Source organism: Nocardioides marinus, from assembly GCF_013408145.1.
GTDB lineage: Bacteria > Actinomycetota > Actinomycetes > Propionibacteriales > Nocardioidaceae > Nocardioides > Nocardioides marinus.
This window is the reverse complement of the sequence record NZ_JACBZI010000001.1, coordinates 2,626,086-2,638,880: the sequence shown is the minus strand read 5'-3', so window position 1 is coordinate 2,638,880 and position 12,795 is coordinate 2,626,086. Positions and strand designations below refer to the sequence as shown.

13 protein-coding genes and 1 tRNA gene are annotated in these 12,795 nt (G+C 73.3%); 6 read left to right on the top strand and 8 right to left on the bottom strand.

Features of this window, described 5'->3' with window-relative positions:
- The first annotated feature begins 27 nt into the window (after positions 1-27).
- A complete protein-coding gene (locus tag BKA05_RS12490; protein ID WP_179531718.1) occupies positions 28-975 on the top strand; it encodes a pirin family protein in 948 nt (315 codons plus the stop codon).
- A gap of 25 nt (positions 976-1,000) precedes the next feature.
- Here the strand turns inward: BKA05_RS12490 and BKA05_RS12485 are convergent, their stop codons facing one another.
- From BKA05_RS12485 to orn, 3 genes are all read right to left on the bottom strand, one after another.
- A complete protein-coding gene (locus BKA05_RS12485) occupies positions 1,001-1,480 on the bottom strand; it encodes a GNAT family N-acetyltransferase (protein WP_179531717.1) in 480 nt (159 codons plus the stop codon).
- 85 nt (positions 1,481-1,565) lie between these two features.
- Positions 1,566-1,641 (bottom strand) — tRNA-His (locus tag BKA05_RS12480).
- Between the two features lie 41 nt (positions 1,642-1,682).
- Entirely contained in the window at positions 1,683-2,345 is a 663-nt protein-coding gene (gene orn / locus BKA05_RS12475) for an oligoribonuclease (RefSeq protein ID WP_179531716.1), read from the bottom strand.
- Positions 2,346-2,417: 72 nt separating this feature from the next.
- Between orn and BKA05_RS12470 the strand changes: the two genes are divergently transcribed.
- The 3 genes from BKA05_RS12470 to BKA05_RS12460 are packed head-to-tail and all read left to right on the top strand — an operon-like array spanning position 2,418 to position 4,665.
- The gene (locus BKA05_RS12470) at positions 2,418-2,900 is read left to right on the top strand and encodes a MauE/DoxX family redox-associated membrane protein (RefSeq protein WP_179531715.1); all 483 of its coding nucleotides are present in this window, start codon (positions 2,418-2,420) and stop codon (positions 2,898-2,900) included.
- 8 nt (positions 2,901-2,908) lie between these two features.
- Entirely contained in the window at positions 2,909-3,637 is a 729-nt protein-coding gene (locus tag BKA05_RS12465; protein ID WP_179531714.1) for a DsbA family protein, read from the top strand.
- A gap of 5 nt (positions 3,638-3,642) precedes the next feature.
- Complete coding sequence (locus BKA05_RS12460) at positions 3,643-4,665, top strand: adenosine deaminase (RefSeq protein ID WP_179531713.1); 1,023 nt, start codon at positions 3,643-3,645, stop codon at positions 4,663-4,665.
- Positions 4,666-4,693: 28 nt separating this feature from the next.
- On the opposite strand, the gene BKA05_RS12455 is transcribed toward BKA05_RS12460, so the two are convergent.
- The gene (locus tag BKA05_RS12455) at positions 4,694-5,653 is read right to left on the bottom strand and encodes a response regulator transcription factor (protein WP_179531712.1); all 960 of its coding nucleotides are present in this window, start codon (positions 5,651-5,653) and stop codon (positions 4,694-4,696) included.
- Positions 5,654-5,800: 147 nt separating this feature from the next.
- On the opposite strand from BKA05_RS12455, the gene BKA05_RS20335 reads away from it, so the two are divergent.
- Positions 5,801-7,633 (top strand): ATP-binding protein, encoded by a 1,833-nt coding sequence (locus tag BKA05_RS20335; protein WP_179531711.1) that lies wholly within the window; start codon positions 5,801-5,803, stop codon positions 7,631-7,633.
- A 21-nt stretch (positions 7,634-7,654) separates the two neighbouring features.
- Here BKA05_RS20335 and BKA05_RS12445 read toward each other — a convergent pair whose 3' ends face one another.
- Positions 7,655-8,431: a DUF2510 domain-containing protein gene (locus BKA05_RS12445; RefSeq protein WP_179531710.1), complete on the bottom strand. Its 777-nt coding sequence runs from the start codon at positions 8,429-8,431 to the stop codon at positions 7,655-7,657.
- An 86-nt stretch (positions 8,432-8,517) separates the two neighbouring features.
- Here BKA05_RS12445 and BKA05_RS12440 point away from each other — a divergent pair, with 86 nt between their 5' ends.
- On the top strand, positions 8,518-9,117 hold the full coding sequence (locus tag BKA05_RS12440; RefSeq protein ID WP_179531709.1) for a TetR/AcrR family transcriptional regulator: 600 nt from the start codon (positions 8,518-8,520) through the stop codon (positions 9,115-9,117).
- A gap of 6 nt (positions 9,118-9,123) precedes the next feature.
- Here the strand turns inward: BKA05_RS12440 and BKA05_RS12435 are convergent, their stop codons facing one another.
- From BKA05_RS12435 to BKA05_RS12425, 3 genes are read right to left on the bottom strand one after another with little or no spacing between them, the layout of a single operon-like run.
- Positions 9,124-10,635: an ABC transporter substrate-binding protein gene (locus tag BKA05_RS12435; protein ID WP_179531708.1), complete on the bottom strand. Its 1,512-nt coding sequence runs from the start codon at positions 10,633-10,635 to the stop codon at positions 9,124-9,126.
- Positions 10,632-11,474, bottom strand: coding sequence for an oxidoreductase (locus tag BKA05_RS12430; protein WP_179531707.1), 843 nt, complete (start codon positions 11,472-11,474; stop codon positions 10,632-10,634). Before BKA05_RS12430 ends, BKA05_RS12435 begins: the two co-directional genes overlap by 4 nt.
- Positions 11,471-12,766 carry a hypothetical protein gene (locus BKA05_RS12425; protein WP_179531706.1) on the bottom strand — a complete coding sequence of 432 codons (1,296 nt, stop codon included), beginning with the start codon at positions 12,764-12,766 and terminating at the stop codon, positions 11,471-11,473. Before BKA05_RS12425 ends, BKA05_RS12430 begins: the two co-directional genes overlap by 4 nt.
- Between the last annotated feature and the right edge of the window lie 29 nt (positions 12,767-12,795).

Below are 12,795 nucleotides of genomic sequence, written 5' to 3'. Positions count from 1 at the left end.
CGTTCCACCATCCCCGAGGAGGAACCCATGCCTGCCATCACCGTCGACGACCTCACCGTCCTGCCCCGCCTGCGCACCCCCGGCCTCGGCGACCAGCCGCGCCCGGTGTGGCAGCTGACCACCGCCCCCCAGGGTTACGAGGGGGAGGGCTTCCCGGTGCGCCGGGCCTTCGCCGGCCTCGACCTGCGCGCGCTGGACCCGTTCATCATGATGGACCAGATGGGCGAGGTGGAGTACGCGCCCGGGGAGCCCAAGGGCACCTCCTGGCACCCGCACCGCGGCTTCGAGACCGTCACCTACATCATCGACGGCACCTTCGACCACCAGGACTCCCACGGTGGTGGCGGGACCATCACCAACGGCGACACCCAGTGGATGACCGCGGGCAGCGGCCTGCTGCACATCGAGGCCCCGCCGGAGTGGATGGTCACCCAGGGCGGTCTCTTCCACGGCATCCAGTTGTGGGTGAACCTCCCGCGCGACGCCAAGATGAGCGCCCCGAAGTACCAGGACATCCGCTCCGGCGAGGTCCAGCTGCTCACCACCCCCGACGCCGGGGCCCTCGTGCGCGTGATCGCGGGCTCGGTCGACGGGCACGCGGGGCCGGGGTCGACGTACACCCCGATGACGCTGGTGCACGCCACCCTCGAGCCCGGCGCGCGCCTCGAGCTCCCCTGGGAGGTCGAGCACAACGCACTGGTCTACGTCCTCAACGGCCACGGCACCGTGGGCAACGACGCCCGCCCGATCCGCACCGGCCAGGCGGCCGCGATGGGCGCGGGCGACTACCTCACCCTGACCGCCGACGGCAGCCAGGAGAGCCGCAGCCCGCGGATGGACGTGATCGTCGTGGGTGGGCAGCCGATCCGCGAGCCGCTGGCCTGGGCCGGGCCGTTCGTGATGAACACCAAGGCCGAGGTGCTCGAGGCCTACCAGGACTTCCAGCGCGGGTCGTTCGGGCAGATCCCCGGCTGAGCCCCGGCTGATCCCGGGAGAGGGGTCACAGCTCCTTGCGGAAGAACGCCTCGGCATAGGGGTTGTCGTTGTAGCGCTCGACCTCGCGGTAGCCCGCGGCGGCGTACATCGACAGCGCCTCGCCGAGCGTGCGGTTGGTGTCGAGCACGACCGTGCGGTGGCCGTGCTCGACGGCGAGCTCCTCGAGGGCGGTGAGCATGCGGCGCCCCAGGCCCAGGCCGCGGTACGCCGGGTCGACCCACATCCGCTTGACCTCGGCCGCCCCCTCGGGGCTGGCGACCGCGCGGACGCCACCCACCGCGGCGGGTGCGCCGTCGACGGTGGCGAGCAGGTAGTGGCCGCCGGGGTCGACCAGGTCGTCGGGCCCGGAGACGGCAAAGCCTCCCGGGAAGCGCTCGTCGAGCTCGGCGACGTAACGACCGACCAGCGCGACGACCTGCGGGTCGTCCGACGTACGCCGCTCGAGCCGCACCGAGGACGCGGGGGACCGGTCGGGCGCTGCCATGGCACGACCCTAGCGATCCTCGCGGACGGGGGCGGGGCCGCAGATGCGACGAGCCCCTGACCAGGAGGTCAGGGGCTCGTGCTCGTGGGGTGAGCGACGGGGCTTGAACCCGCGACCCTCGCGACCACAACGCGATGCTCTACCAGCTGAGCTACGCCCACCACGGACCCGGCGCAGCCGGACCGGGGACGAGTGTAGGGGACTAGGACGCGGGCGCCGAATCCGAGGCCGCCACCGGCGAGGAGGGGGCCGCACCGGTCAGCCCGGTCAGGGATCCACCGTGCCGGCCGGCGATCTCGCGGGCCGTGTCGGTGTCCGGCCCGGGGCGGGGCACGAAGACGGCCTCCCGGTAGTAGCGCAGCTCCTCGATGCTCTCCTGGATGTCGGCCAGGGCGCGGTGGTTGCCGCGCTTGTCGGGGGCGGCGAAGTAGGCCCGGGGGAACCACCGGCGCGAGAGCTCCTTGATGGAGGAGACGTCCACGATCCGGTAGTGCAGGAAGGCCTCGAGGGTCGCCATGTCGCGCGCCAGGAACGACCGGTCGGTCGCGACGGTGTTGCCCGCCAGCGGGGGGCGGCTGCCGTCGGGGCAGTGGGTGCGGATGTAGTCCAGCACCTGACGCTCCGCGGCGGCCATGTCCACGCCATCGGCGAGCTCCTCGAGCAGCCCGGACTTCTCGTGCATCTCCCGCACGAAGGGCACCATCTGCTCCAGGGCCGCGTCCGGGGGCTTGATGATCACGTCGATGCCCTCGCCGAGGACGTTGAGCTCGAAGTCCGTGACCAGGGCGGCGACCTCGATCAGGGCGTCGGCTCCCAGGTCCAGGCCGGTCATCTCGCAGTCGATCCACACGAGTCGGTCCGTCATGGGGCGACACCCTACGCTCAGCCCGCCGCGCTCTCAGCGCTCCCTCAGCCCCGACCCCTAGGCTTCCACCTCGTGGAGGGGCGCGTCGTGGGGTGGCTCGGGCTGCTGGCCCGCTTGGCGACCGGTGGTGTGTGGGTCGTCGCGGGGGCGCTGAAGATCCCCGAGCCCGCCGCCAGCGTCCAGGCCGTGCGCGCCTACCCCCTGCTGCCGGAGGCCGTGGTCCCCACCGTGGGCCAGCTGCTGCCGGTCGTGGAGGTCGTGGTCGGGCTCGCGCTGGTCGTGGGCCTGCTGACGCGCACCATGGCCGTGGTGTCGGCCGTGCTGTTCGTCGCGTTCATCATCGCGATCGCGAGCGCCTGGGCGCGTGGGCTGACCATCGACTGCGGCTGCTTCGGCGGTGGGGGCTACGACCCCGACGCCGCCGACAAGTACCCCTGGGAGATCGCCCGCGACGTCGCCCTGCTGGCAGGGTCGGTCTTCGTGGCGGCCTTCGGCCACCGGAGCCGGTGGGCCCTGGACCACGTGCTGTTCCGTCGTACGCCGCTGGAGAGCTGAGGAGAACCATGTCGAAGACGAACCGAGCCGAGGACCGGGCGTCGCGTGCCGCCGAGGCGCGTGCCGCCCAGCAGCGCGCCGAGCGGCGCCGCACGATCCGGATGGCCACCATCGTGGCGGTCGGGATGGCGCTGGTGATCCTCGCCGGGTTCCTCCTCACCCGCGCCCTCGACACCAGCAAGGACGTCTCCGCCACCCCGGCCGGGACGAGCGAGCACGGCGTCACGGTCGGCGACCCCGACGCCCCGCACTCGGTCATCGTCTACGAGGACTTCCTCTGCCCGTTCTGCGGCGAGCTCGAGGGGGCGACGCGCGACGACTTCGAGCGCCTCGCCGAGGAGGGCAGCCTGCTGGTGGAGTACCGCCCGTTCAACCTGCTGGAGCGGATCAGCGACTACAGCCCCCGGGCGGTCAACGCCTTCGCCGTCGTGCTGGAGGAGTCCGGCCCCGAGGTCGCCAAGCGCTACCACGACCTGCTCTTCGACAACCAGCCCTCGGAGTCCGGGCCGTTCCCCGACAACCAGGACCTGCTCGACCTCGCCGTCGAGGCCGGTGCCGAGGAGGACGCGGTGTCCGAGGGCATCCTCGAGGTCACCCACCGTGACTGGGTCGACGACGCCACCGCCGCGGCGATCGAGGCGGGCGTGCAGGGCACCCCGACCGTGATCCTCGACGGCGAGGTCGTCCAGGGTGGCCCGCAGGACATCCTGGACGCCGTGCTCGAGGCGACGGCCTGATCCCCGTGCGCGTCGACCCAGCCTTCATCGCCGGCCTGCCGAAGGCCGAGCTGCACGTCCACCACGTCGGCTCGGCCTCCCCGCGGATCGTCTCCGAGCTCGCCCGACGCCACCCCGGCACCGTGCCCGACGACCCCGAGGAGCTGCGGCGCTTCTTCGAGTTCCGCGACTTCGCCCACTTCATCGAGGTCTACCTCGCGGTCGTCGACCTGGTCCGCACTCCCGAGGACGTGCGGGTGCTGACCTACGAGGTCGCGCGCGAGATGGCGACCGAGCAGTCGCTGCGCTACGCCGAGCTGACCTGCACCCCCTACACCTCGGTGCGTCCGCACGAGGACGGCGTCGGGATGCCCATCGAGGCCTACACCGAGGCGCTGGAGGACGCCCGGGTCGCGGCTGAGCGCGACTTCGGGCTGGTGCTGCGCTGGATCTACGACATCCCCGGTGAGGCCGGGCTCCCGGCGGCCGACGCCACCCTCGACTACGCCCTGCACCACGCCTGCGACGGGCTCGTCGGCTTCGGTCTGGGCGGACCAGAGATCGGCGTGCCGCGACCGCAGTTCCAGCCGCACTTCGACGCGGCGCGCGCCGCCGGGCTGCGCTCGGTGCCGCACGCCGGGGAGACCACCGGGCCGCAGACCGTGTGGGACGCGCTGCAGCTGCTGGGCGCCGAACGGATCGGCCACGGCACGAGCGCCGCGCAGGACCCCGCGCTGCTCGAGCACCTCGCGGCCACCGGCGTACCCCTCGAGGTGTGCCCGTCCTCGAACCTCGCCACCCGCGCGGTCGCCACCCTCGAGGAGCACCCGCTCCCGCGCTTCGTCGAGGCCGGTGTCACGGTCGCGATCGCCTCCGACGACCCGCCGATGTTCGGCACGACCCTCAACCGGGAGTACGAGCTGGCCGCCGACCTGCTCGACCTCGACGAGGAGGGCGTGCGTGAGCTGGCGCGGACCTCGGTGCAGGCGTCGTTCGCGCCCGACGGGGTACGCCGCAGCCTGCTCGCCGCGATCGACGACCACGCCTGAGGGCCCTCGGGCGGTCCGTGGGCGTCGCTCAGTGGCGCCCGGCGAGCCGGTAGCCGACGCCGCGCACGTCCTCGACGAACCGCGCCTGCGGGCCGGTGTCGCCGAGCTTGCGGCGCAACGAGGCGACGTGCGCCTCGACGGTGCGCTTGTCGGCGTCGTTGACGAAGTAGGCGGTCACGTGCCCCTGGCCGCGCACGGCCAGGACCAGGTCGGCCTTGCTGCGGACCCGACTGCCGGAGCCCAGGAGTGCGGCCAGCAGGTCGAACTCCGTCGCGGTGAGGTCGATCGGGCGTTCGTCGAGCACCACGCTGCGGGTCGGCGGGTGCAGGGCGAGCCCGTCGTGGGTGAGCCAGGCGCTGGTCGGGGAGGCCGTCTCCGCCGTTGCGGGGATGGGGCTGGCCGGGATGGGGCTGGCCGGTGCAGCCACCACCGGTGAGGGGACCACCGGCGCCGACGGCGTGGTGGTGCTGGCCACGGTGGGTGTGGCCTGTCCGGGTAGGGGAGCGCCGCGCAGCCAGGGTCGTTCGGGTGCCGACGGCGCGGGGACGACGGGCGTCGGGGCCGGCGCGGCGGTCTCGGTGTCCCGGGTGCCCTGGGCGGCGGAGCCCCGCGGCGGGCCGATGTCGAGCCGACGCAACATGGCGTCGACACGGGCCCGCAGCTCGCGAGGGCTGAAGGGCTTGACGAGGTAGTCGTCGGCGCCCGCCTCCAGGCCCTGCACCACGTCGATCTCCTCAGCCATGGCCGTGATCATGATGAGGTAGGTGTCGTGCGAGCGGCGGATGCGTCGCGCGACGGCGAACCCGTCCATGCCGGGCATCTGCACGTCACAGGTGGTGAGCAGTGGACGATGGGCCCCGATGGCCGCCAGCCCGCTCTGCCCGTCGGCGCAGAGCACGACGGAGAAGCCGTTCTGCTGCAGGACCATGTCGAGGATCTCGCGGATGGCGGGGTCGTCCTCGATCACGACGGCGACCCACGGCTGCATCCGGTGCCTCCTCCTCGACTGCGGCGATCTTAACCATGAGGAGGGGTGTTTCGGGCAGGATGGTCTCGCCGCTCGGGCCGGCGCCCCCCCCCTTGATCCTCCCCGTCCCCCCCCTGCGCCGCCCGCGCACGTGCTCCAGGAGGTCCCGTGCCTGACGCACCGAGCTCTCCCGACCCCTCGAGTCCTTGGTTCGCCCGGCTGCGTCCGGTCGTCGACGACGACACGGTGCTCGACTCGCTCCTCGGCGACGTGACCGCACGGCTGGGCTTCGGGACCGCTGCCGTGCTGCTCTTGCGCGAGGACATCGAGGAGATGGAGTACGTCGCGGTGCGGGGCTCGGGGCAGGCGCGCAGCAGGTTGGGTCGCCACGTGTCGCTGGAGCGGGTGCTGGCCCAGCTCGCGGAGTCCGACATGCTCGGGATGGTGCGCTACCTGCCCGCGGAGCGCCGGGTCGCGGGTGGTTTCCTGCAGGGACTCGTGCCGAGGGCCGCGCCGGGGGCCTGGCACCCCGACGACCTGCTCGTCGCCGTGGTCAAGGACGAGGACCGGTTGCGCGGGCTGATCCTGCTCGACGAACCCAGGAACCGTGCGGTGCCCTCCGACGCGCTCCAGGCGACCTTCCACGACTGGACCCGTGACCACGCGCCGCTCGTCCTCGCGGCCGACAGCCGCCGTCGCCTCGACCACGAGGTGCGGCTCTCGCGGATGTCGGCCGACGTGCTGCGTCTGTCCAACGCCCGCTTCGGCTCCTCGGCGGACCTGCTGCAGGCCTGCCTCGAGGTCCTGCGTCTGGCCCTCGACGGGGCCGTGGCGTGGTCCCACCTGCTGACCGACGACACCTGGCGCCGGGTCACCGACGAGGACGTGGTGGTGCCGGACGGCGTGAACCGCGACTTCGGCCGCTTGCTGCTGCCCGCAGTGGAGCGGCTCCTCGAGCTGGAGGCCACGGCGGTCTTCGCGGGGGACAGGTTGGCGGGCCCGCGCGAGGTCGTGGAGCCGCTGGCGGCCCTGGTGGGGCCCTGGCTGGAGCAGGAGGGCCACCCGCAGCTGATGGTCCTGCCGCTGGGGGCGGGCACGGAGCTGCTCGGCTTCGCCGCTCTCGCCAAGCGTGCCGAGGCGCCCCAGTGGACGGACCTGGAGATCGCCGCCGCCCACCAGGTCGCGGGCGACCTCGGCGTCGCCGTGCGCAACCGGCAGTACGAGGAGCAGCGCACGGCGATGAGCGAGCTGAAGCGGACCTTCGTGGCGACGCTGGTGCACGAGCTGAAGAACCCGGTCACGTCGATCAAGGCCCACTCCGAGCTCCTGGGGTCCCTCGTCGCCGGCTCCGAGTCGGGCCTGCGGTCGGTGCGGGCGCTCCAGCGGGCGGGCGACCAGTTCGAGCGCACGGTCCGTGACCTCCTCCTCTTCGCCCGGTACGACGACGCGTCGGTCGCCCTGGACCTGGCGCCGGTCCGGCTGGGAGAGGTCCTGGCCGAGAGCGTCGAGCTCTTCGTGGCCGAGGCGGAGTCCCAGGGAGTCTCGCTGGTCGCCGACGTGTCCCTCGGCGAGGACGTGGTGGAGGCCGACCGCACCGCCATGGAACGGCTGGTCAACAACCTCGTCGGCAACGCCGTGAAGTACACCGATGCCGGCGGGGTGGTCTCCGTGGTGCTGCGCGAGAGCGACCAGGGTGACTGGAGCACCCGGGGGCTGGCCCTCGAGGTGGCCGACACGGGGATCGGCATCAGCGAGGACGACCTCGCTCACTTGTTCCGGGAGTTCTACCGCTCCTCGGACCCCTCGGCTCGATCCCGGCCGGGGACCGGGTTGGGGCTCGCGGTGGTGCAACGGATCGTCCAGCGTCACGGTGGCCAGATCGAGGTGGCCTCCGAGGTCGGTCACGGGACGACCGTGACCGTCCTGCTGCCCGTGCCGGTCTCCGACGGCGGCTCTCCCGAGCTGAGCGGGGGCGCAGGGGGTCCCGCGGCGATCGCGTGAGCGTCCGGTTCCTCACCGGGTTCACGAGCAGGGGACGACGCCCCGCGCGGCCGCCGCGTACCGGGGCGCGCGGGGGTGGCCGACGGCCGCGACGGCCAGCCCGGCGCTGATCATCTGCTCACCGAGGTCCGCGCCGTCGACGTCGAGGTACCCACCGAGCTCGTCGGTGGAGGGGTCGGCCAGGACGGTGAGGGCGATCTCGCGACCGGCGGCTGCGCGGTCCAACCACTTCTTGCCGTCGCGGTTCGTGTCGCAGGGCGTCGGCCCGAGTCCGAGCAACCGCAGACGACGTCCGTCGTCGAGCAGCACGCTGCGCGAGGACAGCACCCGTGCCACCCGCACCGGCGTCCGCTCGGAGGGGTCCGGTGCCGCTGCCGGCCCGACCGGAGAGGTCGGCTCCGTGGCCGCGGTGGCGGTGGCGGTGGCGGTGGTGGTCGGCGTACCGGCGGAGGTGGGGTTGGAGCCGCCGAGGGTGACGGCGAGGGCGGAGCCGGCACCGACGGCGAGGCCGACCAGGGCAGCGGCGACCGGCAGGCCGACCCATCGGACCGGACCGACCGTCGGCGCCGTCGCCGACACCACCCCGGCCGTCCCGGCCAGCTCACCGCCCCACGCGCTCCCGGTCCAGTAGCGCAGCGGGGCCCGGTGCTCGGGGTGCGGGTACCAGCCCGGTGTCGCGGTCCCCTCGGTCCAGTCGGCGCCGTTCCAGTAGCGCAGTGCGCCGGGGTGGTGCGGGTCCGGGTACCACGCCGGCGCCGCGGCGTCCTGGCGCGGTGCGTCGTGGGGGGTCTCGGGCACCCCGCCATGATGTCGGGTCCCGGGCGGTGGCGTACGCCGTTCCGGGCCTCGGCCCGGGTAGGCGGCCCAGCGACTAGGGTCGTGCCATGTCCGAGGCGCCCGTCACGCGCGACCCCGACCTGCCGCCGGGGAAGTCCGCCCGCACCCGTGCGGCCCTGCGCGACGTGGCGCTCCAGCACTTCGTGGAGCACGGGTTCGACCGCGCCAGCGTGCCGGCGATCGCGGCCCAGTGCGGTGTCACCGAGCGGACCTTCTACCGCCACTTCGCGACCAAGGACGAGGTGCTCTTCGGGGACCTCACCACCCGCCTGGAGTGGTTCCGCAGGGCGTTGCGCCAGCGGCCGGCCGAGGAGGACCTCCGGGAGTCGGTGCGCCACTCGCTGGCCTCGGCGCCCATCGACCTGCGGCTCATGGTCGAGATCGCCCGACTCCGCTCGGAGCTGCTGAGCCCCGAGCGGATCGAGCGCGTCTTCCGTGACCGCCAGGGGGCGATGGCCCGCGAGGTCCGTGAGGTGCTGGTCGAGCGGGGTGTGGACGAGCTCGCCGCCGCCGTCCGGGCCGAGGTGCTGGCGGGAGCCGTGTTCGCCGCCCTGGCGGTGTGGACCGAGGGACCGGGGCCCCACGACGTCGCGGCCCTCGGCAGGCTCACCGCCGAGGCGCTCGAGCAGGTGCGCGGCGCGCTGTAGCCGGCGTCAGCCGGCGGTGGTGCCGCGGCACTGGTACTTGCTGCCCTCCAGCGCCTTCCACGTGCTGCCGGTCCACGTGATGAAGCGCCAGCAGTCGCCGATCCGCTTGGCGCTGACCTTCTGCGGCGAGTGCAGGCCGTTGCTGGTCCACCCGTCGACCGACCCCATCGCCTCGATGAGCGTCTCGCGGCTCAGGTCGCCCCCCAGGCTGGCGGCACGCTGGACGAACAGGCGCGTGGCCGACCAGGCGAAGAGCCCGAAGAAGCCCGGGTCGCTGCCGGGGCTGACCCGCTCCAGCCACTGCAGGTAGAGCTGCATCTCGGCGTTGGACCGGGCCTCCTCGAAGGGCAGGAAGTTCACGAAGACGACCGTGCCGACCACGGCGTCGCCGCCGGTCTCGGTGAAGTTGGGGCTGTAGGCCGTGGGGTCGAGCAGGTAGAGCTCGGGCTTGAAGTCCTGCTGGGCCATGGCCTGCGCGAGCCGGCCGAAGAACGGGTTGGCGCCGACGAACTGCACCGTCTCCACCCCGCGCTCCTTCATCGCCTGCACGTACGGCGCATAGTTGAACTCCGCGGTGGAGACGCTCTGGACGTAGACGAACTTCATCCCGCGCTTCTCCATGTGCCGGACCTGCGCGGGGCCGTTCTCGGTGGCCGCGCCACCCTCGAGGTAGAGCATCGCGGCCTTCTGGCCGCCCCCGTGGTTGCGCATGATGTAGTCCGGGACCGCGTTCTGGAACTCCTCGGGCCCGGCCGGCTGTGCGGCGTAGCAGATGGTGCACGCGGTGCGCTGCTTGGTGGTCGTGATGGCGCGTACGTCGGGCAGCCCGCACTGCTCGGTGGTGGCCGCGCCGCCGGAGTCGAACGCCGACATCGACCCGACCATGGCGAACACGTCGTCGCAGGCCCGGGCCGCCGCCTGCTGGTCGGCCGACCCGTCGGTGCGGGTGTCGTAGGTGACCAGCTCGAGCTTCCGGCCGCAGATGGTCGAGCCGGAGGCGTTGAAGTAGGCCACGAAGGCCTGCGTGGCCTTCTGGGACTCCTCGAAGAGCCCGGGCACCGGTCCGCTGATGTCGGTGGCGTTGCCGATGGTGATCGAGTCGGAGTCCAGGCCGGTGTCGTCGGCGAGGCCGGAGCAGTCGACGCCCTTGTCGGTGCCCCCGGGGTCCGGGGCCCGCGGACCGGACGGTCCGGCGCTCCCACCGCCGTCGCCGCCGGTTCCGCCGGTCCCACCGCCGCTGTCGCCGGACCCGGAGCCGGTGCCGTCGGTGCTGCCCGAGCCGGTGTCGGTGGAGCCGCCGCCGTCGGTGGCGATGCCCCCGCCGTCGACCCCCGTGGGACCGGTGCCGGACCCGGTGGCACCGATCGCCGTGCCCGACCCGCCGCCGGCCAGGGCGACGGTCTCGGGCGCGACGGTGCTGCCGCAGGCGGCCAGCACGAGCGCGGCCACCGCGGTCGAGGCGGTGAGCATCGCCGTCCGGGTGGGGCCGCTCCGGCGCCTGGTGCCCGTGGTGCTCATGACCCCGCCGCCGGGACCGGACCCACGTCGAGCGTGACCGACTCCCACGCGTCGATGGAGGCGGAGAGGTCGGCCAGCTTGGCGCGCGTCGCCTGCAGGACGTCCGCCCCGAGGAGCAGCCGTAGCGGCGGGACGTCGAGGCCGACCAGCATCAGCACCGCCTCGCCCACGCGGCGCGGGTCGCCGGGCAGGTGGTCGGCGAACTGCTTGATGAGGTCCTTGCGGACGCCCACGTCGCCGGCGTACGCGTCGATCGGCGCGGCCGCCTCCTTCATCGAGCGCGTGGCCCAGTCGGTGCGGAAGCCGCCCGGCTCGACGGCCAGGACCTTGATGCCGAGGGGGCCGACCTCCTTGGCGAGGGCCTCGGTGAGCGCCTCGAGGGCGAACTTGGTCGAGGAGTAGTAGGCGTTGGGCGGGTTGGCCACCAGCCCGGTCATCGAGGAGATGTTGACGACGTGCCCGGCACCCCGCTCGCGCATCTGGGGCAGCACCGCCTTGATCATGTCGACGGCGCCGAAGTAGTTGGTGTCGAAGAGCCTGCGCACCTCGGCGTCGTCGCCCTCCTCGACCGCCGAGAGGTAGCCGTAGCCGGCGTTGTTGACCAGGACGTCCACGCCGCCGAAGGCCGCGTCGGCGGCGGCCACGGCCGCGCTGATCGCCGAGCGGTCCGTGACGTCGAGGGCCTGCGCGACCGCGAGGCCCGGGAACTCCGCGACCAGGTCCTCGACGTCGGCGGTGCGGCGGCAGGTGACCAGCACCTGGTGCCCCGCCTCGAGCGCGCAGCGCGCGATCTCGCGGCCGATGCCGGTGGAGCAGCCGGTGACGAGCCAGCGCGTCATCGGTTCCCTCCCTCGGCCGGTCCCTCCGGCAGCCGCCGCAGGTACGCCGCCCGGCGGGTGGCCAGCTGCTCGGCGCGTTCCCCGGGGGACAGGCGGCGCAGGTGCGGCACCTCCCGGTCGAGGTCGGCGAGGTCGACGACCCGTCCGGTGGCGGCGAGGTCGGGGCGCGGCCCGCCCTCGGGGAACTCCGCCATCCGCAGCGTGAGGATGCCCTCGCGCAGCCCGTCGGTGTCGAGCCAGTTGTGGACCCCGGGGTCCTCGGGCGAGAGCACGTAGGTCCAGGTCCCGTCGGCGTTGGGCTCGGACTGCGCCCGGTTGAGGCTCCCGGTGCGGTCCACGATCTCCAGCGTGGTGCCCCAGATGTTCGACAGCGGGACGGTGAAGTACTCCGCGCCGCCGTCGCTGACGTCGATGACGAAGGCCTGGCCGGGCTCGAGGTCGAAGCGCCCCGCGACGTACACCTGGCTGCGCATGGCGCCGGTGTGGTCGGCCGACCAGGCCAGCGAGAAGTGGTTGGGGGGCAGCTTGTAGGTGCCGTGGGAGAGCTTCCCGGTGAAGTCGGCGAAGTGCGCCATCATCGCGGCGGTCCGCTCGGCCTGCTCGTCGAGGCTCCACCGGGGGCGCGAGGGGGCGGGGCCGAGGCGGACGACCTCGAAGGAGTTGGGGTCGTCGCGCTCCCAGTCCAGCAGGACGTCGCGGACGTAGAGCTCGTGCGCGGTGGCGTCGGAGCGGATGTGGTTGGGCCGATCGCCGGCCGGGTCGCTGTCGATGGTGACCACGAAGCTGCCGTCGGGCTCGACGTGCATCCGGCGTCCGTCGAGGACGTCGACGGTGCCCATGTGCTGGTTCCACAAGGTGAAGTAGTTCTCGGTCATCCGGCCCTCGCCGACGCGGCCGCGCAGCTCGTAGCGCTCGTCCCCGGAGATCGGCACGACGCGGTAGACGGTGTCGGGGTTGTCGATGCCCCACCGCGAGCCGGGCACGCGGTGGCCGTCGACGCGGTGGGCGAGCCGGGTGATGCAGGTGACCTGCGGGTGCAGCGGGTCGGAGTTCGAGGACCACATCGCCGCCGAGAACATCACCTCCTCGAAGGCGGCCTCGAAGCGGTCGAGCATCGCGGGCGAGGCCTTGGCCCGGCCCAGCCAGGTGTCGGCGACGGCGGCGTGGGCGGCCCGGACGACCGGGTGCCGGACCAGCTCCAGCGCGGCCAGCTCCTGGGCGTGCTGGGCGGGAGTGGCGACGGGGTGGGTCCCGAGCGTCGTACCGGCGGTGGCCGTGGGGGGAGGCGTCATGCGGGGACGCTAACAGTGATCGGGGTCAC